We start from the raw sequence: 22,819 nt of genomic DNA on the forward strand, positions 1-22,819 counted from the left end.
CGCGCGTTCGTGTCCCCCATTCGCGGTAACGTGTCGGGCGATGAACGCCACGCCCCCTGTCTCCGTGATCATGCCGGTCCTCAATGAGGAGCGGCATCTGCGCAACTCCGTCCGTCACATCCTCGAGCAGGAGTACGACGGCGAGATGGAAGTGGTGATCGCGCTCGGACCGTCCACGGACCGTACCGACGAGATCGCCGCCGAGCTCGTACGGGAAGACCCTCGCGTCCACACCGTCCCGAACCCCACCGGCCGCACCCCGGCAGCGCTGAACGCCGCCATCAAGGCCTCCCGCCACCCGATCGTGGTGCGGGTCGACGGCCACGGCATGCTGTCGGCGAACTACATCGCCACCGCGGTCCGGCTGCTCGAGGAGACCGGCGCGCAGAACGTCGGCGGCATCATGCACGCCGAGGGCGAGAACGACTGGGAGCACGCCGTCGCCGCCGCCATGACCTCGAAGGTCGGCGTCGGGAACGCCGCCTTCCACACCGGCGGCACTGCGGGCCCGGCCGAAACCGTGTATCTGGGTGTCTTCCGGCGCGAGGCGCTGGAGCAGCAGGGCGGCTACAACGAGGAGTTCATCCGCGCCCAGGACTGGGAGCTGAACTTCCGCATCCGCGAGGCGGGCGGCCTGGTCTGGTTCTCGCCCGAACTCAGGGTGCAGTACCGGCCGCGGCCGAGCGTGCGGGCGCTGGCGAAGCAGTACAAGGACTACGGCCGCTGGCGCCATGTCGTCGCCCGCTTCCACGAGGGCTCCATCAACCTGCGCTACCTCGCCCCGCCGACCGCGGTCTGCGCGATGGCGGCGGGCCTCGTGGTGGGCGCGGCTCTCACCTCCTGGGGTTTCATCGTCCCGGGCGGCTATCTGGCCGCGATAGTCGCGGGCTCCCTCCCGGCGGGCAAGGGCCTGCCGCTCAAGGCGCGCCTGCAGATCCCCGTGGCGCTGGCCACCATGCACATGTCGTGGGGGTACGGCTTCCTCACCAGCCCGCGCGCACTGGCGAAGAAGGTCATAGCGAGCCGCCGCCCGGCAGTGAAGGCCGAGGCCGCCTGACTCTCGTACGCCTCTGACAGATACGAGAGGGCCCCGGGTGCACGCGCACCCGGGGCCCTTCGCGTACGAGCTACCAGGTGAAGCCGGGCTGCACGGGCATGCAGTACTCGTCGTTGTCGCCCTTCAGCGCCTTCGCCGAGGCCGGGGTCTTGTTGTCGTCCTGCACCGACTTCGGGTACGCGTCGCCCTGGCGCCAGTCCGCGCCCACGATCAGCGAGATACCGGTGACATCCGTCGACTTCTTCACCGAAGTCAGCGGAATCCCGAGGGACTTGGCGACCGCCTGAGCATCGCCCTCGAGCTCGGCGTTGGAGAACCGGATGACCGTTTTCTTCTGCGGGTCCCTCGTGGCGTCCGCCCTGGCCTGTGTGAAGCCCTTGTCGGACAGGATCCCGGCGACCGCCGCCGCACGGCCCTTCTCGGCGAACTGGCCGTCGCCCGAGGTGCCGTTCTGCACCATCACCGCGATCTCACCGGGTGCCGCAGCCGGGTCCTTGGACACGGCGGGCGTGGTGGTGGCCGGCTTCTTCTTCGGCGCCTTGCCGTCCAGCGGAATGTCCTCGCGGACCATCCGGAACAGCTGCTCGGCGTCGCCCGGCTGGGGCTCGACCTTGCCGACGAACCCCGGCCGCTGGGAGTAGAAGTTCGGCATCGTGGTCATGGTGATCCGGCCGGTCGGGACGCTCTTGAGCTCCTCGCCCAGGTCGAAGAGCTGTTTGACGGAGTTGATGCCCTTGTCGACGGTGAGCGCTCCGATGGCCGCCTCGGCGAGCTTGCGCAGCTTGTTCGGGTCGGTGAGCTTGGTGTTCTTGCGCAGTTCCCGGACCATCGAATTCATATACATGTGCTGCGCGCGGGTGCGGGCGAGGTCGGTGCCGTCGTCGAAGCCGTAGCGCGTACGCAGCCACTGGAGCGCCTGCTCGCCCTTGACGGGGTGAGTGCCCGCCTCCAGCTTCAGCCCGGAGCCCTCGCCCTTACTGTTGCGCGAGTAGACGTTCTTCTCGACGCAGACCGGGACGCCGCCGATGGCGTCGGCCATGGAGACCACACCCGCGAAGTCGATCATCATGAAGTGGTCGATGGTGATGCCTGTGAGTGCGTACCAGGTCGCCACCGTGCAGCCGGGCCCGCCGCGGCCGAGCGACTCGTTGGTCAGCCTGAAGCCGGTCGCGGCGAACGTCTTGTCGGTGTCCGGGTCCTTGCACTCGGGGATCTTGAGCACGGTGTCGCGCGGCATGCTGATCACCGAGATATTGCTGCGGTCGGCCGAGAGGTGCAGCAGCATCTGCACATCCGCGAGCGGCTGTCCGCCGAACGTCTTCTTGGCGCCGCCGAGCTTCTGGTTCTCCTTGGAGTCCCGCGCGTCCGAGCCGATGAGCAGGATGTTCAGCGGGACCTGACCGGCGGCGTTGGCCTGGTGCTCGCGCATCTTTTTGCCGAGCGTGAGGTCGTCCTTCTTGAGCTTGCTGTTGAGGTGCTCGTAGTAGAGGTAACCGGCGCCGGCTGTGCCAAGTATCAGCAGCGACAGTACGAAGGCGACCCAGCGAAGTATGCGGCGTTTGCCCCGTTTTCCGCGCCGCGGGCCGCCGTGCCGGTGTCCGGCCTCGTGGCCGCCGCCTTCCGCGGACCCGCCGTCCGGCCCGTCAGGACCGGCCTGTCTGCCGGTTCTCCTCCTGCGGCCTCCGGCGGCTTGGTCGTCCCCTTCGCCGTACAGGCTGTCGTCCCAGCCCAGTTCGCGGGCGTGCGGAACGCGATGCCGCGTCCCCTCCCCCCGCACGCTGTTCTGTCCCACCCCGGGTCCCCCCTGTCGTTCAGGCGCTCCTGATGACCCGGTGTTCCGGCATCACTTGGCACACACCTGTTTGTCCGCTTCGACCTTCTGCACACCCTCCGGCGCCTTCGCCGGACCGGTGATGGGCACACCCGCGCGCTCGAAATCCGCGCCGAGGGTCAGCTGCATGGCCTCAAGACCCACTGCGTCCTTGGTGCCCGGCTTCAGCGCCGTCGCCGACAGGCCCATGAGGTCCGCGAGCTTGCGGGCCTGATCGGCCTGGTTCGGCGCGTACGTCAGCGTCGTCTTTGGAAGCTTGCTCGGGGCATTGCCCTCGTTGCTCGACTTCAGTACGCCCTGCTCGTTCTGCAGCCAGGTCAGCGTCGTCAGCGCCGCCCCCCGCGTATCGCTGCCGTTGAAGACCGCGACCCGCACCTCGGACGCGGCCGCCCTGGTCCCCTTGAGCAGGCCCTGCTGCTTGTTCTTTGCGTCCTGTTGCTGCTGCTTCACCTCGGTGAGCGAGGTGTCGTTCTGAATCATCGAGAACAGCGGCTTGGCCTTGGCCTCGTTGAGCAGCACGGTTGCGCCGTCGGTGTTGTCGACCACCGGCACGGTCGCGAAGGTGATGTTCTTCGGGTCCACCTTCGACAGCTCCATGCCGAGATCGCGCAGCCTGGAGATCTTGCCTATGCCGGTGTCGACGGTGAGCGCCTTGGTGGCGGCCTCCGCCAGGTCCCACATCTTGGAGGGGCTGGAGAGGGTGTCGCTGGACTTCATCTTGCGGATCAGCGAGCTCAGGAACTGCTGCTGGATCTCGATCCGGCTGAGGTCGCCGCCGAAGCCCACCGAGTGGCGCGTGCGTACGAACGCCAGCGCCTGCTCACCCTCCACGACGTGTTTGCCCGCCGTGAGGTTGAGCTTGGAGTCCTTGTCCTTGATGTCCTTGGCGAGACAGACCTCGACACCGCCGACGGCGGTCGTCATCGTCTTGACCGCGTTGAAGTCGGCCATCATGAAGTGGTCGACGGTGACGCCGGTGAGCTCCTTGACCGTACGCATGGTGCAGCCCGGGTCGCGGCCGAACTGGCCGAGGCTCTCGTTGAACCGGGTCTTGCGCGTACCCGGGATGTCCTTGGTGCCCTCTGAGGTCTTGGTCTCGCAGGTCGGGATGGTGGTGATCAGGTCGCGCGGAATGGACAGCGCGGTGGCGTTCGTCCGGTCCTTGGAGACATGGAAGAGGATCGTGGTGTCGGCGTGCCCGACGCTGTCCTTGTCGCCGTAGGACTCATTGCCCTCGCCGGACCGCTTGTCGGTGCCGATGACGAGGATGTTGACGGCCTGGTCCTTCTTGAAGCCGCCGCTGCCCGCGCCCGCGACGTCGACCGTGTTCAGGTTCGAGTCGAAGTGCTGGTAGACGAGATACGCGCCCACGGCGGCGGCGACCACGACAACGGCCGTCACGCCGCCCGTCCACAGAAGCGCCTTCTTCTTGCGGGACTTGGGCTGCTTGCGCTTGCGCCGGCCCGCCGTGGGGGGAGTCCCGCCGGAGGCATTGCCCGCGCGGCGCGAGCGCTGACCCGGCACCTCCCGCTCAGGAGAAGCGGTCCTGCGGTCCCGCGGACTTCTCGGCGCCGGAGTTCTGGGAGCGGCGTTTGTCGACGCGGACGACTGCTGTGCGGATTGGTTCAGTCGCAATTCGTAATTGCCGGTCTGCGGGTTGAGGACCCACTGGTCGGCGGGGTCGATCTCGTCCGCCCGTCCACGGCTTTGCGCATCCACGGTTGCTTGAGTCCTCCGTCGGTGCCACGCGAGGCGCCTCCCCCGAAGGGCGCTCGGTCTTTCGATCCAGCAGTGCGCGACCCAAGGTCGGAAGCACCAGATCGCGTCACACTATCCGTCCAGTTCAACGTCGAGCGACGTCAGTGACAAATTCCACGCTCCTTACAAGCGGTCATTCCGCCCAATCGTCATGGACTGCTGACTCCGGCTTGGCCATCGCTTTACTCGCACGTGCTCTCTGCGGCGGTCGTACCGGAGAAAATCGGCGACGGCGTCGGTGTCGCGGACCCGCTGTCGTCCGGCTTCTCGTCGGGCGAGGATTTCTTCCGCGAGGGCCTTCCCTCGTTGTCCTTGTCCGGGATGACGGTGACAGGCATGTCCTCGCGCAGTCGCTTGAAGAGCTGAGCCGCGTCGGGCTCGACGAGCTCGTCGCGGTTCGGGTCGGCGCTGTACGGCTGCCGCGGAACGGTGAGGAACTGTACCTTTTCGGTTGGAATGCCACGGATTGAGCGGGTTAGTTCGTACAGATCCTTCAGCGAGCTCAGACCCGGGTCGGTGGTCAGTGACTTGGTAGCCGCGTCCAGTACCGGGAAGAGCCGGGTCGGATTGAGCAGTACGCCATTGCTCTGCACCTTCTTGACCAGCGCGCCGAGGAACTGCTGCTGGCGTTCCATGCGTTCGGTGTCACTGCCGTTGCCGATGGACTTGCGGGCCCGTACGAAACCGAGTGCCTGCTCGCCGCGCAGCGTCTGCTTGCCCGCGCGCAGCTTGAGGTGCGCGTCCGCGTCGTCGATCGGCTCCTTGAGGCAGATCTCGACCCCGTGCACGGCGTCCACCATGCCCTTGAAGCCGCTGAAGTCCACCACCATGTGGTGGTCGATGCGGATGCCGGTGAACCGCTCGACGGTACGGATCGTGCAGGCCGCGCCGCCGAACTCGAACGCCCAGTTGAACTGCGCGAACTGCGCCTTCGTACGGGTGCGGTCGGGCTTGCGGCAGCTCGGGATGCTGACCATCAGGTCACGCGGGATGGACATCGCGGTCGCGCTCTTCCGGTCCCCGGAGATGTGCAGCAGGATCGTGGTGTCGGAGCGCTGACTGCCGCCGTCGTCGCGGCCGTACTTGCTGTTGCCGTCGCCGGAGCGGGTGTCGGAGCCGAGGAGCAGGATGTTCTTCGCGTCGAGCGAGAGGGCCTTGGGCCGCTCCTTCTCGTACGCCTCGAGCTCGGAGGCCGCGGTGATGTCGGTGGTGATGTTGGCGTCGAACTTACGGTAGAACCACCATCCGACGGCGGCGGCGGCGAGGACGACGACGGCGGTACCGAGGGCGATCCAACGCAGCCAGTGATGCTTGCGGTTGGGGGTTTCTGCGTCCGTGCCGGCCGCGTCCGTGCCGGCCGCGTCCGTGCCGGCCGCGTCCGCCTTTGCCGGACCCTCGCCGGAATCAGCCTCGCCCGTACTACCAGGCCCGCGCGTTCCGGTCGGCGGCTCGTCATCGGCCGGGCCGTCCGGTTCGGCGGGCGTGCCAGCACTGTCCGTCACGTCTGCGTCCATCCTTCATGGCGTCGGCGGCGCGCTGGGTCGCCGATCGCAGGACTAGACGGCTGAACCTCGCGCTTGGTTGTGCGTTGAAGCACGCGTATCGCCGATCATCCACCGGAGTTGACGCTCAGGCCCGGGGGCTCGGCCCGGGTGTGCGCCACACGAGTGGACCTCAGAGGGTTGTCACACCGCGGTGTTCGTGACGCGCTCGCTCTCGATCCGCTTCTCGAGGCCCTCCTGGGACAGCTCGCCGAGGTTTCGGCAGAGCACCACCGACCCACCAGCCGCAAGCGGCGCGTACAGCCCGGCCGACAGCCCCTCCCACGAGTCGTACCCGCGTCCCGTCAGCAGCCGCGAGCCGGGCGCAAGGCCCATGCCGGCCGCGTCCGCGCGGGCCCGCTCCACCAGCTCGGCGCCCGTCAGCTCCCTGCCGCCCACGGTGAGCGCGGGCGCGGACGGATCCACCGGTGCGTACGGCGCGAAACGGTCGCCCTGGCCCGGCACCTCCACCGCGTAGTCGACGAAGCCCGCCGGCGGCTGCGGGAACCGCCCGCCCAGCGGCCGCAGCGCGAGCGCCACCCGCTCCCCGGAACAGGCACGCGCCTGTTCCAGCGTGTCCGGACCGCTGACCACGAGATCCGCGTCCGCCGGGTCGCCGCCCACCTCGACGCTCACGCCGACCGAGGAGCAGGCGAGCAGCCAGACCGCGCTCTGCCAGTGCGCGGGAAGCAGCAGCGCGAGCCGGTCGCCGGGCCCGGCGGCCAGGTCGCCCTGGAGCAGATTCGCCGTCTTTGCCACCCAATTGGCGAAGGTGGCGACGGACAATTCGACCCGCTCACCGGTGGCGTCGTCGTAGAAAGTGACCAAGGGGCGCGCGGGGTCCGCGGCGAGCGCGGATCGCAGCAGGTCGGCAGGGGTACGGTCGCTGGCGTTCACCCGCGCAAGGGTACGCGGCGGGGCGGGCGGGAAGCCGCCGTAGTGGTGGCGGGTCCTCCGGTCGGACCGACGGGTGGTCAGTTTCCCGGATAGCGGAGTCGGCGGCCCCGGCTCAGGATCGTCATCATGCGTGGATTTCTTGCTTCTTCCGTCGGCGTCGCGTGCATAGCCGCGCTGATATTTCCGCTTTCGCTGCTCTCCGGCGCGGCCACCGCGCCCCCGCAGGTGCCGGATCTGCCCGGCTCCACCCAGTCGCTGCCGCTGGCGCCGATCGGGGAGGGGGCGTCGGACCGGTCCCGCGGTCCGGCGACGGAACAGGGGGTCACCGAACATGACGTCAGACCCTTTTCCCTAGTCGGCGTCGTCTGGGACGACGTGAACGCCGAACTGCGCGGCACGGTCCAGGTCCGAACCCGGGCCGTCGGCTCCGGCGAATGGTCCGGCTGGCAGGACGTGGAGACCCACAACCACGAGCACGGCGCGGACCCGGACAGCGCGGAGCGCGAGTCGGGGAAGGTGCGTGGCTCCACGGCCCCGCTGTGGGTCGGCGAATCGGACGGCGTGGAGGTCCGCGTACGCTCGGAGGCGGCCGGAACGGTGCCGCTGCCGGAGGGCCTGCGCCTCGAACTCGTGGACCCGGGCGAGGGACCCGCGTCGGGGGGAGCCGCGTCCGGCGAACCGGCGTCCGAGGAGCCCGCGCCCGAGGAACCGGCGTCTGAGGAGCCCGCGTCCGGGGAACCGGCGTCTGAGGAGCCCGCGTCCGGGGAACCGGCGTCTGAGGAGCCCGCGTCCGGGGAGCCCGCGTCTGAGGAGCCCGCGTCCGGGGAACCGGCGTCCGGGGAGCCCGCGCCTGCGGGAGCCGACCGGGCGACCGAACCCGCACCCGCACCCCCGGACGGGAACGTGCTCCCGGAGCTGTCACGAGCCGAGACAGAAGCTGAGGTGGACCCGGCCGTGGCAGGCGCGACGCCGTACATCGGACCGCGCCCCCGCATCATCACGCGCCAGGGATGGGGCGCCGACGAGTCGCTGCGCGAGAAGACCTTCGTCTACACGACGTCCGTGAAAGCCGCTTTCGTACACCACAGCGCCACCGGAAACAACTACACCTGCGCGCAGGCGCCCTCCGTCCTGCGCAGTATCTACCGCTACCACGTCGTGAGCAGTGGCTGGCGCGACTTCGGCTACAACTTCGCCGTCGACAAGTGCGGAAACATCTACGAAGGGCGCGCAGGAGGCGTGGCCAAGCCGGTTCTCGGCGCGCACACCCTGGGATTTAACACGAATAGCGTGGGAATTGCCGTGCTCGGCACGTACAGTCTCTCCACCCCACCGGCCGCCGCGGTCACCGCGGTCGCCCGGCTGACTGCCTGGAAGCTCGGGCTGTACGGCCGCGATCCGCGAGGCAAGGTGGTGCTGACGTCGGGAGGGAGCGGTAAGTACGCGGAGGGGGTGAGGGTCAACTTCAATGTCATTTCCGGGCACCGGGACGGATTCTTCACTGAATGTCCGGGTGCCCTCCTCTACAGCAGGCTCGGCAAGGCCCGGAGTGCTGCGGCCACGTACCAGGGACGCGCCTGAAACAGGCAACGGACCCCGCACCAACCAACTGCATAAACTGGCCGGTCTCGAACGAGTGACCAAGACGAGTGACCATGCCGGCCCCAGCAGGAAGCAGAGACGACAAGGTGACAGAAGCGATCCTCCTGGTCGGCGGCAAGGGCACCCGGCTGCGCCCGCTCACCGTCAACACGCCCAAGCCGATGGTTCCGGCGGCGGGCGTCCCGTTCCTCACGCATCAACTGGCACGGGCCAGGGCGGCGGGCGTCGAGCACATCGTGCTGGCGACGTCGTATCTGGCGGAGGTCTTCGAGCCGTACTTTGGGGACGGCTCCGCGCTCGGCCTCCACCTGGAGTACGTCACCGAGGAGGAGCCGCTCGGCACGGGCGGCGCGATCCGCAACGTCGCCTCCCGGCTGCGGTCGGGCCCCGAGGACCCCGTGCTGATCTTCAACGGCGACATCCTGACGGGCCTGGACATCGAGGCGCTGGTCACCACGCACCGCTCGTCGGGCGCGGACGTTTCCCTGCACCTCACCAAGGTCGAGGACCCGCGGGCGTTCGGGCTGGTCCCGACGGACCGGAGCGGGCGGGTCACGGCCTTCCTCGAAAAGCCGCAGACCCCCGAGGAGATCGTCACCGATCAGATCAACGCGGGCGCGTACGTCTTCCGCCGCTCGGTCATCGACACGATCCCGACGGGCCGCCCGGTCTCGGTGGAGCGCGAGACGTTCCCCGACCTGCTGTCCTCGGGAGCCCACCTCCAGGGCATGGTCGACTCCACGTACTGGCTGGACCTCGGCACCCCGCAGGCTTTCGTCCGCGGCTCGGCCGACCTGGTGCTGGGCCGCGCCCCGTCCCCGGCAGTCCCGGGCCGCCGCGGCGACCGCCTGGTCCTGCCCTCGGCGTCGGTTGCCCCCGACGCCAAACTCACCGGCGGCACGGCCATCGGCGCGAACGCGGTGATCGCCGAGGGCGCCCGCATCGACGGCAGCGCGGTCCTGGAGGGCGCGATCGTGGAGGAGGGCGCGGTGATCTCCTCCTCCCTCATCGGCGCGGGCGCCCGAATCGGCGCGCGCACGGTGCTGTCGGGTGTGGTGATCGGCGACGGCGCGGTCGTGGGGGCGGACAACGAACTGCGCGACGGCGCGAGGGTGTGGTGCGACGCGGTGCTGCCGCGGGCGTCGGTGCGCTTCTCGTCCGACCAGTAGCGGGGTTCCGCCCCGGACCCCGCGCCTCAATCGCGGGCGGAAATCAAGCCCGTCCGGCGATTGAGGACACTGCCCCCAGTCAGGGGAAAGCCCGCCGCGGGCGACGCGGGCCCGTACTCTCGTCACCGTGGCAGGACGCTTCGCACAGAACCAACCCACCCGCACCACCGTGCGAGGCGGTCACACCACCGTGCCCGCCCCCACCGGCATCCCCAGGCAGGCGTCCGCGTCCCACACCCGCCGCTGGACCCCGCCCGGCCCCCTCGACCTCGGCCTCGTCCTCGGCCCCCTCCGCCGTGGCCCCGCCGACCCCACCTTCCGTACCACCCCCGACGGATCCGTCTGGCGCGCCACCCGTACGCCCGACGGCCCCGGCACCCTCAGGGTCGCCCTCCGGCCGGCAGCCGCGCAGGCCGAGGCCGAAGCATGGGGACCCGGCGCACAGTGGCTGCTCGGCCGGCTGCCGGAGCTGCTCGGGGCCCAGGACGAGCCGGACCTCTTCGAGCCCCGCCACCGCCTGGTCGCCGCGTCCCAGCGTCGCTGCCCCGGCCTCCGCCTCACCCGCACCGGACTGGTCCTCGAGTCCCTGATCCCCTCGATCCTGGAGCAGAAGGTCACCACGGACGAGGCGTACCGCGCCTGGCGGCTGCTCGTACGGAAGTACGGCGAGCCCGCCCCCGGACCGGCCGACGGCGCGCACCGTATGCATGTCATGCCGGACCCGTCCGCCTGGCGGATGATCCCGTCCTGGGAGTGGCACCGCGCCGGCGTCGACAACAAGCGCGCCTCCACCATCCTGCGCGCGGTCCGCGTCGCCCGCCGTCTGGAGGAGGCAGCGGCGATGGAGCCCCAACAGGCCCAGGAACGCCTGGAGTTGATCCCCGGCATCGGTCCCTGGACCTCCGCCGAGACGGTCCAGCGCAGCAACGGCGCCCCCGACGCGGTAACCGTCGGCGACCTGCATCTGCCCGGTATCGTCGGCTACGCACTCGCGGGCGACCGCAACGCCGACGACGCGGCGATGCTCGAACTCCTCGCCCCCTACACGGGCCAGCGCCACCGCGCCGCCCGCCTCATCCTTCTCGGCGGCCGCACCCCGCCCCGCCGCAAGCCGAAGATGCCACGCGTCGACATCGGCGCGCTGTAGAACGCCGAGGGCCCGGTCGGAAACCGACCGGGCCCTCATGCCTCACCTGCGTCAGCCGATGGCCATCTTGTTCTTCCAGCCGCCGTCACTGTTGCCGACGATCTCGACTCCGGAGTGCGCCATCTCCCCACGCGAGCCCGCGTAGAAGCGGACAGCACCGTCCGCCCGCAGCGTCCAGATGTCAGGGATGCCGTCCTTGTTGGCGTCGGGTGTGCCCGCAAGCAGCCGGATGTTGCTGGTGGCCCAGCCGGAGGCGCCGTACTGCTCGTCCACGCCCTTGGCCGAATTGGCCGCGGCCGCCAGAGAGTTGAGGTCGACACCGCCTGAGGCGCCCGCCTTGCCCGTACGCAGCAGGAGTCGCCCGGTCACATCGGTCCGGTAGATGAGGTCGGTGACTGAGTCGCCGGTGACGTCCTGGACCGTCACGATGTCGCGTTCCGTCCACGCGGAGCTGGACAGCTGGGTCGCTTGCTCGACGGACGCGCCGTTGTAGCCGATCAGCACCCAGAAGGCGTCGCCGACGGTGAGAAAGAAGTCGGCCTTGCCGTCGCCCGTGGCATCGCCGGCGGAGACGATCTGGGTGATGCTGTCCGGGGCCGGCGCGTTCGACGGCAGCAGGATCTGCTGGCGCTTGTCGATGTTCACGCCGCCGTATCCGTCACCGGGATACACCCACAGCTTACCCTCCCGGCGGGCGACCAGGTCCTGCAGACCGTCGCCGCCGTAGATGTCGCCGAGGTGGGTGATGAGGGTGTTCTTCCAGTACCCGGACGGGGCCGCGACATAGACGGGGAGCCCGTCGTCACCGTTCGGGTCCTTGGCCGGATTCCCCTTGTACGCACCGGACATGGAGTAGTCCAGGTCACCGGTGCCCTTCGTGAGGTCGGTCGTTGACTCGGACGCGTACAGCCGTAGGTTGCCGTTGGCGTCGACGACCAACAGGTCGGGGAGCGCGTCACCGGTGAAGTCGCCGGGCTTGTCGGCCTGGTCGCGCGGGGTGACGTAGAAGAAGTACTTCAGCGGCTCCGAGACATGCCCGGCATCGTCCACCGCTCGCACATACAGGACGTTGGGTCCGGCGAGTGGGGGCTTGGCATTGGACACCGTGGTCAGTGTGGTGACGGCAGCGCCGTTCGTGCGCGCCACAGAGAAGGGATACGAGGCCTGGTTGAAGCCGTACTCGAACTTCACCACATCGGTCTGCGCGGCCTTGAAGGTGAAGGAGCCCGCGGTGCCGAACTTGACCGTGCTCCACTTCGAGTCCTCGGCCTCGTTGTTGAAGCCGTTGTCCTTGGCATCGGCGTCCGGGAAGTGCGGCGAGGTGACGGTCGGCGGCGAAGGCTTGGCACTGTCGAACACGAACCGGCACGGGGTCTTCGAGGGTGAGTACCCAGAGGTCGCGCCGAACTTGTCGACTGCCTTGGCACGCCACGAGTAGCTGGTGCCGTTCTTCAGGCCGCTGGTGGAGAAGGGGTCGGTGTGCACCCTCGCCGAGCTGGTCTGGCTGCCGACGGACACTCTGCCCTTGCTGCCGAGCAGGTTGGCGGTGCTGCCGCCGGTGGGCCACAGATCGAATTGGACCGCCGCGAGATTGTCGTCCTTGTCGCTCGCGTTGGCCCAGAAGGTGAGGGAGGAAGAGCCGAGGTTGATGTACGGATACGTCGTGTCGCAGCTCAGGCCGGGGTCGAGGTCCAGGCCGGTGGGCGGGTCGGGGGGACGGTTGTAGCTCAGGTCGATGTACGGGTCGCTGCCGCCGTTCGCCTGGAACTTCTTCCAGGAGTACTGGGAGTTCTCGTCGGTCGCCCTGAAGCCTATGGTCATCGTCGGCCAGCCGCCCTTCACCGCGCGCTGGGCCGTGGACTTGACGTCGAAGGCGACATAGTCGTCACGGCAGTTGCTCTTGTATCCGTGCGCGAAGCTGTCCCGGCCGATCTTGTTGCCGTCGTTCATCGACGGCGCGTTCTTCCAATTGGTCTTGGAGCTGACCGAGCCCGTGAGGTGCACGGACATGCTGCGCGCCTGGCAGGACCAGGAGTAGGTGTTCAGGGCCCGCAGAGTGGCCTTGCTGACGGTCGCGCCCTTGAGATCGCGGTCCCAGTCGATGGTGAAGAAGGAACGCGAGGTGCCCCAGGTGTCGGACTCGAAGCCGACCCGGGCCTCGTGCGTGCCGCCCTTGTTGAAGTTCTTGCCGTTGTAGAAGTTCGCGTAGGGGTGCCGGCTGTACGCCGTGGTCCAGTCGTTGGTGTGCTTGCTGACCGAAGGATCGATGAACACCGGGTAGACCGTGCCGGGGTCGGCGAGGAAGTCCTGGTCCGGGATGAACACCCAGTTGCCGTCGTCCAGATGTGTTTCCACGAGCGTGCCGTTGGAGTCCGGCTGAGGGCCGTTGAGCGAGGGCAGGGAGAGGGTGGCCGCGGCGCCGGTCTGCGAGGGCTCCGGGGACGGCTCGGACGGAATGGGCGGGACCGTTGATCCGGGTTCGGTGGCGGACGGGTCCGGCGCCTCGTCGGAGGCCTCGGGGAGCACCTCCTTGAAGGGGTCTTCCACATCGCCGTCCTGGACGGAGTCCGAGGGTTCGGGAGTGGCCGTCTCCGACTCCGCGGGATCCGGCGTCGTCCCGGCAGACTCGGAGGGCAGCACCTCGGGTGCCGGGGTGGCATCGCTGCCCGCCTGCCCGTCGGTGAGCGCCGGGACGCCCGAGTTGTCCCACATCAGCGGGGTCGGGGACTCGGCTATGTCATTGCCGCCCTGGTCCTGAGCGCTGACGATGCCGGACACCGGGTCCAGGGAGAAGTTGAGGTCGGGAGAGGAGAGCCCGTAGGCCAGGCGCGCGACCCGGGGATCGGCGGCCGCCGTCCGGTTCTTCACGACGAGCAGCTGGGCGAATCCGTTGTCGTCCGAGGTCAGGACCAGATCCGCGCCCGGGAGGATCTCCGGATAGAGCGCTCGTGGGCCGTCGATGATGGGCGTAGGAATGGCACCGGGCCACGTCAGCACGATGTCATGGCCGTCGACGGTGATGGTGGCGAGGGTGTTGCCGGTACCGGGCGTGATCGCCCCCGGCAGCAGCGAGACGCGCCGCACGGAGTCGCGGGACGCGCGGTTGCCGCCCTTGGCCTTGGTGCCCGCGGAGAAGACCATGCGGACGTTGGTGGCCTTGGGGGCCCAGCCGCCCTCCACTCGCTCCAGGTCGGTGTCGATGGCCTTCCACGCGCCGTCGACCTTGGCGCGGATCGGGCTGGCGTGGATGCGCCGGTGCATCAGCCCGTCGGGCATCGCCCAGGTGGTGGCGTACGACGTGCGCAGCGCGGTCGCCTCAACCGCCTTGCCGGACTTCTTGGCCTTCACTGCGGCGTCGGCCTCACTCAGCGGCGCGCTCTGCCGGCTGCGTGGCTTGGCCGAAGGTCGCTGCTCCTCGTGGTTGTTCAGGCCCACGTAGGTGAGGCCGGAGGCCAGGACGACGGCGGCCGCGACCGCGGCGAGTGGTCGGCGTCCGGGCATGCGGCGCCATCTGCTCGTCATGAGCGAGGTTCCCTTTCCCCCCTCGGAAACCAGTTACGGCATACCGCCGACCGGCCTCCTGTAGCTGGTCACGCGGGCACAGCAAGTCGGGCCCGGGCGTGACGGATGCGAGCAGATCATGACCCACGCCGGATCGGCCGTCACGTGTCGGCGAGGGAACCGCCGTTGGGGCTGGTCCGTCTCTGAAGTGAGCCAAAGAGATGTCGCCCTGTCGGACGAGGCGATGAGCCGCAGTCGGAGATTGGGCCTTTCCGCCGCGAATCCGGGCATAATCCAGGGTGATTTCAGGCCATGTGGACGGACAGGCTCCGTAATGCGGCAGAAGGCTTGGATCCCCTGATGAGGCACGTCTCGCCGGGTCCTGCGGCTTAACCACGACCCTGCGATGAACATGGCTGATTTGTTGCTGTGATCACCATCACTTGATCACTTGTGGTCTGGTCTTTCTTCACGGCTGCCCCACACAATCGCCCCATTCATTGACTTCACCCGCGGTCTGCCCAGGCGCCGCTTTTTGTCGTCCGGGGGGACTTCGCTGTGCCAGCTCTGCCGTCCGTACGCCGACGCCTGCGCGCCCTCTCGGTGCCGGCCGCTGCCGTACTGCTCGCCCTGACCCTTCCGGCTCAGGCAATAGCCCTGCCACCGGACCCCGCCAGCGACGAGGTCCCGCGCGAGGAACTGGTCCTGGAGGCCCTCCCCAAGGGGCAGTTCGTCCCGGAGAAGAGCGGAAACGCCGGCCTCGCGCGTATCGGTGCCGAAGCCCCGGTGACGCAGTCCGAGGCCCCGGCGGGCACCACCACCCCGCCCAAGGCCGACACGGGCAACGTCGAGTTCAGCGCCCCCGTCCAGCCCGCGGCGTTCACCACTGGCACGGCCTCGGCCACCCCCGTGGCGCTCGAGCCCGCCGAGGACCTACCGGTGAAGCTCGGCCAGGCCACCGGTGCGGAGGCCCCCACCGGCACCTGGCAGGTGTCGATCACCGACCGCGCCGACCCGCTCGCCAAGGGCGTCGACGGCGCGCTGCTCACGGTGACCGCGCCCGCTTCCGGCTCCGTCCCCGTCTCCGTCCAGCTCGACTACCGGGCGTACCAGAACCTCTACGGCGCCGACTGGTCCTCCCGGCTGCGCTTCGTCCAGTTCCCCGAGTGCTATCTGACGACCCCCGCGGTCGAGGAGTGCCGGACCTACCAGGAGCTGGAGACGGTCAACGACTCCAAGGCCAAGTCGATCACGGCCACGGTCGACACGGCGGCCGACGGCACCGTGACCCCGGCCGCAGCGCCGCAGCTGGGGGCGACGCCTTCCGGTGTCATGCAGGCCGCGTATGTCAGGCCTGCTCCCAAGTCCGCCGCCACGTCCGCCGCCACGGGCGGCGACCGGGCGGTCGTCGGCGCCATCGACTCGGGCGCGGGCGAGGGCGGCTCCTTCAAGGCCACCCCGCTGATCTCCAACGGCCAGTGGGCCGCGGGCAGTTCCTCCGGCGCCTTCACCTGGTCGTACCCGATCACTGTGCCACCGGCCCCGGCCGGTCCCGCGCCGAAGATCGCGCTGGGCTACAACTCCCAGTCGGTGGACGGCCGGACCGCCACATCCTCGCCCCAGGCTTCCTGGATCGGCGAGGGCTGGGACTACGACCCGGGCCACATCCAGCGCCGGTACCGCACCTGCAAGGACGACACCAAGGCCGTCGACGGCGAGACGCCCAACAACACGGCGAAGAAGGACGAGACCTCCGACCTGTGCTGGGTCTCGCACAACGCCGTGATGTCCCTCGGTGGAAAGACCGTCGAGTTGGTGCGGGAGAGTCCGACCTCCGACATCTACCGCCCGCAGGACGACGACGGCACCCGCGTTCAGCTGAAGACCGGCGCCGGCAACGGCGACAACGACGGCGAGTACTGGGAAGTCACCACCGCCGACGGCACCAAGTACTTCTACGGACTGAACAAGATCGGCGGCGGCCACGCCGACACCGGCTCGGTCTTCACTGTCCCCGTCTTCGGCAACCACCCCGACGAGCCCTGCCACGCCGCGACCTTCGCCGCCTCCCGGTGCAACAACGACACCACCAAGCAGCAGGCCTGGCACTGGGGCCTGGACAAGGTCGTCGACGTTCACGGCAACGCGATGGTCGTCAACTGGCACCAGTCGACGAACTACTACGCGGTCAGCAAGAAGACCGAGACCCCGGAGAAGTACGTCCGCGGCGGCTTGCCCGACTCGATCGAGTACGGACTGCGCGACGACAACCTCGGCGGCACTCCCACCGCCTCGGTCAACTTCTACCTCTCCCAGCGCTGCCTGGAGAGTGCCACCGTCTGCGCGTCCGAGAACTTCGACAAGACCGACGACCCGGCCGCCTACCGTCCCTGGTGGGACAGCCCGGGCAGCCTCAACTGCAAGTCGTCCTCCAAGCTCTGCCCGGCCTTTCCCTCCTTCTGGAACCGGATGCGCCTGGGCAAGATCGAGACGTTCGCGCACCGCCCCGGCACCACCGGTCTGCAGAAGGTCGACACGTTCGTCCTCAACCACTCCTTCCCGCGTGACTGGTACGACACCTCGCCCGGTCTGTGGCTGAACTCCATCACCCGCTACGGCTTCGCACCCGGCGCCACCAGCGGAACCCGAATGACGGAGTCTGGCGTCAGCTTCGAGAAGTACGTGGTCGGCCCGAACGACCCGCTCAAGCACCTCAAGGACCAGCAGCTCCCCAACCTCGTCCCCCGGGACGGCAGCGACGACCGCCCCGGATTCAAGCGCCCCCGCATCGGCACCGTCTCCACCGAGCACGGCGGCGACATCGAGGTCATCTACCGCGGCGGCTGCAAGGTTCAGCCGAGCGTGGCCCCCGAGAACAACCACGGCACCTGCTACCCCGTGCGCTGGTCCCCGGACGGCGAGGAGAAGCTGCCCAAGCTCGCCTGGTTCAACAAGTACGTCGCCGACACCGTGATCGAGACCGACCGGATTACCGGCGTCTCGGCGCGCGTCGTCACCAAGTACAAGTACGCGGACGCTGCCTGGGGCAAGAGCGACGACGAGTTCACCAAGCCCGATCTGCGCACGTACAGCGACTGGCGTGGCTACCAGACGGTGACCACGGTCAAGGGCAACGAGACCAAGAGCGCCAAGAGCACCGATCCCGAGACCCAGTCGTACGCGGTCTCCCGCTACTTCCGAGGTGCGGGCGGTGCCGTCAAGGACTCCACCGGCAAGGTCACGCTCGCCGCGGACGACCAGGACCAGTACGCCGGAATGGTCGCAGAGACCATCAGCTACAACGGAGCCGGCGGCCGCATCCTCAGCCGCACCCTGAGCAGACCGTGGTCCGAGCAGACGGCCTCACGCGCCCGCGACGGAGGCGTCGGACCGCTGCTCGCGCACCGCACCGGCGTGCAGCAGACGGACGCGATCCAGACCGTCGGCACGAGCTGGCAGGCCGTGCGCACCGAGACGGAGTTCGACAGCAACTACGGGCTGCCCGTCCAGACGCAGACCGCGGTGGTCAAGCCCAACGGGACCGGCGAGACGCTGAGCGACTACTCCTGCACCAAGACCGAGTACGCGCACAACACCTCGGCCAACCTCGTCGGCCTGGTCAAGGCCGTGCGGACGACGGCCACCTCCTGCGCCGACTACGCCTCGGCCGACCCGGGCACCCAATTGGTGAGCGCGACCCGTACCTCGTACGACGGACTGTCCTACGGTGTGACCCCGGTGAAGGGCCTGGCCACCTCCGTCGCCGACATCAACGCCGAGGGCACCTCGCACACCGTGGTCACCTCCATGCAGTACGACCCCCTGGGCCGTATCCGCAAGGTGACCAAGCCGCTGCTCGGCACCACCGAGACGCAGTACATCCCGGGTGACGTCGGTGGTCCGGTGACCTCGATCAAGACCATCAACCCAAAGGGCCACTCGAACACCACCGTCTTCGACCCCGGGCGCGGGCTGCCGCTGACCGTCACCGACGCCAACGGCCGTACGGCGCGCAACGAGTACGACGTCTTCGGTCGGCTGGTCAAGGGCTGGTCCCCGGCGCGCTCCTCCGGTATCCAGACGCCGGACGTGCAGATCTCGTACCAGATGGCCGACGCGTCCTCGACGGTCACCAAGCCCTCGGCCGTCACCGTCCAGACGATCAAGGATGACGGGACCCACGCCACGCAGGTCACCATCTACGACGGCCTGATGCGGCCGGTCCAGACCCAGTCGCAGGCGCACGGCCCGGGCCGGATCGTCACCGACACCCGGTACAACGACCATGGTCTGGCCTGGGAGCAGACCAGCGGCTACCTCGCCAAGGGCGAGCCGGTGACCTCGCTCTTCAAGCGCCAGTCGGACACCCTCGTCCCCAGCCTGACCAGGACGTTCTTCGACGGCCTTGAGCGCCAGGTCCGGGTGGCGACCTACCACGGCACCACGTTCCTGCACAACGACTCGACCACGTACGGCGATACGACCACCTACGTCCGCCCGGCGGGCGTCAGCGACCCCGCCACCAAGACGTTCAACGACGCCCTGGGCCGGGTCACGAAGGTCCTGCACTACACCAACACGAACTCGACGCTGTCGCGTGCGACGACGTACGAGTACGACGCCCGGGGCAACCGGACCAAGGTCACCGACCCGGCGGGCAACGTCTGGTCGTCCAGCTACGACGCGCGGCGCCGGGTCGTCTCCAGCACGGACCCGGACACCGGCACCGCGACGACGGACTACGACGCCGCCGACCGGGTCACGAGCGTCACCGACTCGAAGGGCACCCTCTTCTCCTCGTACGACGAGCTGAGCCGGCTCACCGCGGTCCGCGAGGGCTCCGCGACGGCCCCGCCCGTCAAGGAGTTCAGGTACGACACCCTGCCCGGCGCGCTGGGCCTGCCGGTCTCCTCGACCCGGCACGACGCGAGCGGCGACTACGTCAACCGCGTCACCGGCTACGACATCGGGTACCGGCCGACCGGCCGTGAGACGGTCATCCCGGCGAACACGATGACCACCGGTGTCTCCGGCACGTATGCCTACGCGTACACGTACACGCCGACCGGCAAGCCGCTGACGACGACTCTTCCGGCGAAGGGCGGCCTGGCCGCGGAGAAGGTCGTCACCCGGTACAACGAGGACGGCCTGCCGGAGTCCACGTCCGGGGACACCTGGTACACGGCGGACGTCACGTACTCGGCGTATGGCGAGCCGATGCGCACGGTCAGCGGCCCGCAGCCCTACCGGGTGTGGACCACCAACTTCCTCCACAACAACACGGGGCAGCTGCAGCGCACCGTCGTCGACCGGGAGACGGCGAAGACCCGGGTCAGCGACACCCGCTACTCCTACGACTACGCCGGAAAGATCACGTCGATCGGCCACAAGATGTCCGATCCGACGACCGGCGCGGCTACGAACGACAACCAGTGCTTCACCTACGACGCGATGGGCGAGCTCGTCCACGCCTGGACCACGAACCTGCCGTCCTCGGCGGGCGGCGCGGCCTGCCAGAGCCCGGGCGGCTGGTCCTGGGGATACCGGTCCGACGGACTGGCCACCCGCGGACCGGTCGCGGACGCACCGGACAACGTCACCGACGCGACGGCCCCGGACACCGCGCTCACCGACTCGCTGAAGGGGGCGGCCCCGCTCGCAGGCACGGTCTCGGGCGGTACGACGGGCTACTGGGACAGCTACACCTTCGACGTCATCGGCAACCGCACCGGGCTCGTGATCCACAACCCCGCGGACCCGACGAAGGACGTCACCCGCACCTACGGCTACGGAACAACCGTCCCCGGCGGCACCGCTCCTGCCACCGAGATCCAGCCCCACACGCTGGCCGACGTCACCTCCACACCGAGCGGCAGCGGCAGCGTCTACACGTACGACTCCGTGGGCAACACCACGGTCCGCGACCTGCCTGACACCACCCAGCAGCTGACCTGGACGCAGGAGCGCAAGCTCGCCACGATCACGGACGACGGTGTCACCACCAAGTACGTCTACGACGCCGAGGGCAACCGCCTGCTGGAGAACACCCCTTCGGGCAGTGTCCTCTACCTGGGCGAGACCGAGCTGACGACGGCCGCGGGCACGATCACCCGCGCGACGCGGGCGTACTCCCAGGCCGGCGCCCCCACGGTGCTGCGCTCGACCACGAACGGCGCGACGACCGGCCACAAGCTGGACGTCCTGGTCAGCGACCACCTGGGCACGGCGACCACGGTGATCGGCATGGCCGCGAACCAGCCGGTCTCACGACGGGCCTTCAAGCCGTACGGAGAGATCCGCGGGACCAAGACCTCGTGGCCCAACAAGCGCACATACCTGGGCGTCGGCATCGACGACGCGTCGGGCCTGACCCATATCGGCGCCCGCGAGTACGACCAGACGGCCGGCCGCTTTGTCTCGGCGGACCCGGTCATCGACTTCACAGACCCGCTGCAGATGAACGGGTACGCCTACAGCAACAACAGCCCGATCAGCGCGTCCGACCCGTCGGGCCTGTTCTGCGACGGCTGCGGCGCGGGCGGCGCGGACACGGTCTGGACGCCGGACCACGGCCCGGGCTGCACGACGGAAGGCTGCTACGACACCGACGGCGACTACCTCTACAACCCCAACACCTCGTCGACGACCAAGCCACAGAAGCCCGCCCAGACGGTCACGATCACGACCGATGGAAAGGGCGTCACCTGGGTCGAGGGCATGCGCATGCCGACAGCCCAGGAACTCGCGGCCCGCTACCCGCTGGTGAAGTCGGAGGAAGAACGCCTCAAGCAGTGGGCGCAGGGCAAGTGCTACAACCCCGAGGACCAGGGCAGCAAGTTCTGCGTGGCCGCTGAGGGAATGGGCCTGGTCTCGTACGAGCAGTCCGCGTCCCAGAAGATCGTCACGGCGATCATCGTGGGCGTCGTGGCCCCGGACACGGAGGCATGGAAGGGCTGCTTCGGCGGAGAGCTGTCCTCCTGCGGGGCGGCCGCCCTGGACCTGCCCATAGCCAAGCTCGCGAAGGGCCTGAAGGTTACCTACAAGGTGATCGACAAGGTCGACGACGTCTGCGAACTGAACAGCTTTGTCCCCGGAACGCTCGTGCTGATGGCAGACGGCACGGCCAAGCCCATTGAGGACATCAAGACCGGTGACAAGGTTCTGGCCACCGATCCCGAAACCGGCCAAACGCGGAGCAAGGAGGTTTCGGCGATCCGCGGGGACACAGGGAACAAGAACCTCGTCCGCGTAAAGGTCGACACCGACGGGCAGACCGGTGGCAAGACCGCCGAGATCACGACAACCGCAGGGCACCCTTTCTGGGTTCCGGAACTCAACGAATGGCTTGCAGCAACGGACCTGATCGCCGGTCAGCACCTGCTGGCCGGACCTGGTCGGCAGGTAACGATCCTCGCGGTCGCGCGTCGGTCAGCGCCGGCCACCGTACACAACTTCACCGTCGACGAGTTCCACACGTACTACGTGCTCGCTGGAACCACCCCGGTCCTTGTCCATAACGCGGGGGGTCCGATGGATCCGCTGAGTTTCGGAAGTAGGTACACGGGCCGCCTGGACCGGATCAATATCGGCGGTACAGCAGACTTCGAGGTCCACGTCTACCATCGGGGCAAGGAAATCGGGATCTTCGGTAGTAACGGCTGGTTCCCCAAGCATGGGAAGAGTGCCGACGTCCACGTTCCGCAGGATGTCTACAACAATCTAAAGGGTCTGGCAGTGGGAGAGATGCGCGCTTCGGGCCGATTGGGTCCCAAGGGTACGCAGAACGTCAAGGGCGACAGCTGGAAGCTCCCGCGGATTACGGGTGGTTGCTGATGAAGTTTGTGAGAGTGGCTCCCCTGGAAGACCAGTACGGCTACTCCCTCGATCCGCAGGCGTACCTCGGCGAACTGCCGGGACTCAAGGGCGCGCTTCCCTCCGGGGCGTATGCGTTCGCCTCGCACGCAGGGCACTACGACTTCGGTAGCACGCGCTGTGTGAAGGATCTGACCATGGCCGAAGCTTCACTGGTCGATGAGGGAGAAGAGCTCTCCCTCACCATCCGCCTTAACCCCAATGACTGGAAACACGAGTCGGGGCTGAGGATTCGCTACACCGATGTCCGCGACGTTCGTGTGGCCGTCGACGAAGGGGATGGGACGATCCCCCGGCTCGGAAGTCTGCTGCTGGACGAGCTCCTTCCGCACCCCGACGGATTCACCCACGAAATTGCGTTCACGAGCGGCTCCCTCTTCGTTGTCGCCGCAGATCTGGTGGCGACATGGGAAGAGGGAGATCCTTCGTAGAAGGACACGAACG

The 22,819-nt window shown here is 68.5% G+C and carries 11 protein-coding genes; 6 read left to right on the plus strand and 5 right to left on the minus strand.

Going from position 1 to position 22,819, the window contains the following annotated elements; all coding sequences use genetic code 11:
• Positions 1 to 40 precede the first annotated feature (40 nt).
• The gene (locus QFZ67_RS23465; RefSeq protein ID WP_307663042.1) at positions 41 to 1,057 is read left to right on the plus strand and encodes a glycosyltransferase family 2 protein; all 1,017 of its coding nucleotides are present in this window, start codon (positions 41 to 43) and stop codon (positions 1,055 to 1,057) included.
• 70 nt (positions 1,058 to 1,127) lie between these two features.
• Here QFZ67_RS23465 and QFZ67_RS23470 read toward each other — a convergent pair whose 3' ends face one another.
• The 4 genes from QFZ67_RS23470 to QFZ67_RS23485 form a co-directional block, all read right to left on the minus strand.
• Entirely contained in the window at positions 1,128 to 2,849 is a 1,722-nt protein-coding gene (locus tag QFZ67_RS23470; protein ID WP_307663043.1) for an LCP family protein, read from the minus strand.
• 51 nt (positions 2,850 to 2,900) lie between these two features.
• Positions 2,901 to 4,607, minus strand: a complete 1,707-nt coding sequence (locus QFZ67_RS23475) for an LCP family protein (protein WP_307663044.1) — start codon at positions 4,605 to 4,607, stop codon at positions 2,901 to 2,903.
• 221 nt (positions 4,608 to 4,828) lie between these two features.
• Positions 4,829 to 6,148: an LCP family protein gene (locus QFZ67_RS23480; protein ID WP_373430100.1), complete on the minus strand. Its 1,320-nt coding sequence runs from the start codon at positions 6,146 to 6,148 to the stop codon at positions 4,829 to 4,831.
• Positions 6,149 to 6,331: 183 nt separating this feature from the next.
• On the minus strand, positions 6,332 to 7,084 hold the full coding sequence (locus tag QFZ67_RS23485; RefSeq protein ID WP_307663046.1) for a TIGR03089 family protein: 753 nt from the start codon (positions 7,082 to 7,084) through the stop codon (positions 6,332 to 6,334).
• Between the two features lie 126 nt (positions 7,085 to 7,210).
• Here QFZ67_RS23485 and QFZ67_RS23490 point away from each other — a divergent pair, with 126 nt between their 5' ends.
• From QFZ67_RS23490 to QFZ67_RS23500, 3 genes are all read left to right on the plus strand, one after another.
• On the plus strand, positions 7,211 to 8,665 hold the full coding sequence (locus QFZ67_RS23490; RefSeq protein WP_307663047.1) for an N-acetylmuramoyl-L-alanine amidase: 1,455 nt from the start codon (positions 7,211 to 7,213) through the stop codon (positions 8,663 to 8,665).
• Positions 8,666 to 8,739: 74 nt separating this feature from the next.
• Positions 8,740 to 9,855 (plus strand): NDP-sugar synthase, encoded by a 1,116-nt coding sequence (locus QFZ67_RS23495; protein ID WP_307663048.1) that lies wholly within the window; start codon positions 8,740 to 8,742, stop codon positions 9,853 to 9,855.
• 127 nt (positions 9,856 to 9,982) lie between these two features.
• Positions 9,983 to 11,002 (plus strand): DNA-3-methyladenine glycosylase, encoded by a 1,020-nt coding sequence (locus QFZ67_RS23500; RefSeq protein ID WP_307663049.1) that lies wholly within the window; start codon positions 9,983 to 9,985, stop codon positions 11,000 to 11,002.
• Positions 11,003 to 11,053: 51 nt separating this feature from the next.
• Here the strand turns inward: QFZ67_RS23500 and QFZ67_RS23505 are convergent, their stop codons facing one another.
• Positions 11,054 to 14,524 (minus strand): DNRLRE domain-containing protein, encoded by a 3,471-nt coding sequence (locus QFZ67_RS23505; protein ID WP_307663050.1) that lies wholly within the window; start codon positions 14,522 to 14,524, stop codon positions 11,054 to 11,056.
• Between the two features lie 537 nt (positions 14,525 to 15,061).
• Here QFZ67_RS23505 and QFZ67_RS23510 point away from each other — a divergent pair.
• Together QFZ67_RS23510 and QFZ67_RS23515 are read left to right on the plus strand one after the other, a co-directional pair.
• Complete coding sequence (locus tag QFZ67_RS23510) at positions 15,062 to 22,336, plus strand: polymorphic toxin-type HINT domain-containing protein (protein WP_307663051.1); 7,275 nt, start codon at positions 15,062 to 15,064, stop codon at positions 22,334 to 22,336.
• Positions 22,336 to 22,806: a hypothetical protein gene (locus tag QFZ67_RS23515; protein WP_307663052.1), complete on the plus strand. Its 471-nt coding sequence runs from the start codon at positions 22,336 to 22,338 to the stop codon at positions 22,804 to 22,806. The genes QFZ67_RS23510 and QFZ67_RS23515 overlap by 1 nt, the downstream gene beginning before the upstream one ends.
• Positions 22,807 to 22,819 lie beyond the last annotated feature (13 nt).

Source organism: Streptomyces sp. V1I1 (assembly GCF_030817355.1).
Taxonomy (GTDB): Bacteria; Actinomycetota; Actinomycetes; order Streptomycetales; family Streptomycetaceae; genus Streptomyces.

Excerpts from the sequence above, each read along its gene's own strand:
- QFZ67_RS23465 (WP_307663042.1), top strand. The coding sequence starts at position 41 with ATGAACGCCACGCCCCCTGTCTCCGTGATCATGCCGGTCCTCAATGAG.
- QFZ67_RS23490 (WP_307663047.1), top strand. The coding sequence starts at position 7,211 with ATGCGTGGATTTCTTGCTTCTTCCGTCGGCGTCGCGTGCATAGCCGCG.
- QFZ67_RS23495 (WP_307663048.1), top strand. The coding sequence starts at position 8,740 with ATGCCGGCCCCAGCAGGAAGCAGAGACGACAAGGTGACAGAAGCGATC.
- QFZ67_RS23505 (WP_307663050.1), bottom strand. The coding sequence starts at position 14,524 with ATGACGAGCAGATGGCGCCGCATGCCCGGACGCCGACCACTCGCCGCG.
- QFZ67_RS23515 (WP_307663052.1), top strand. The coding sequence starts at position 22,336 with ATGAAGTTTGTGAGAGTGGCTCCCCTGGAAGACCAGTACGGCTACTCC.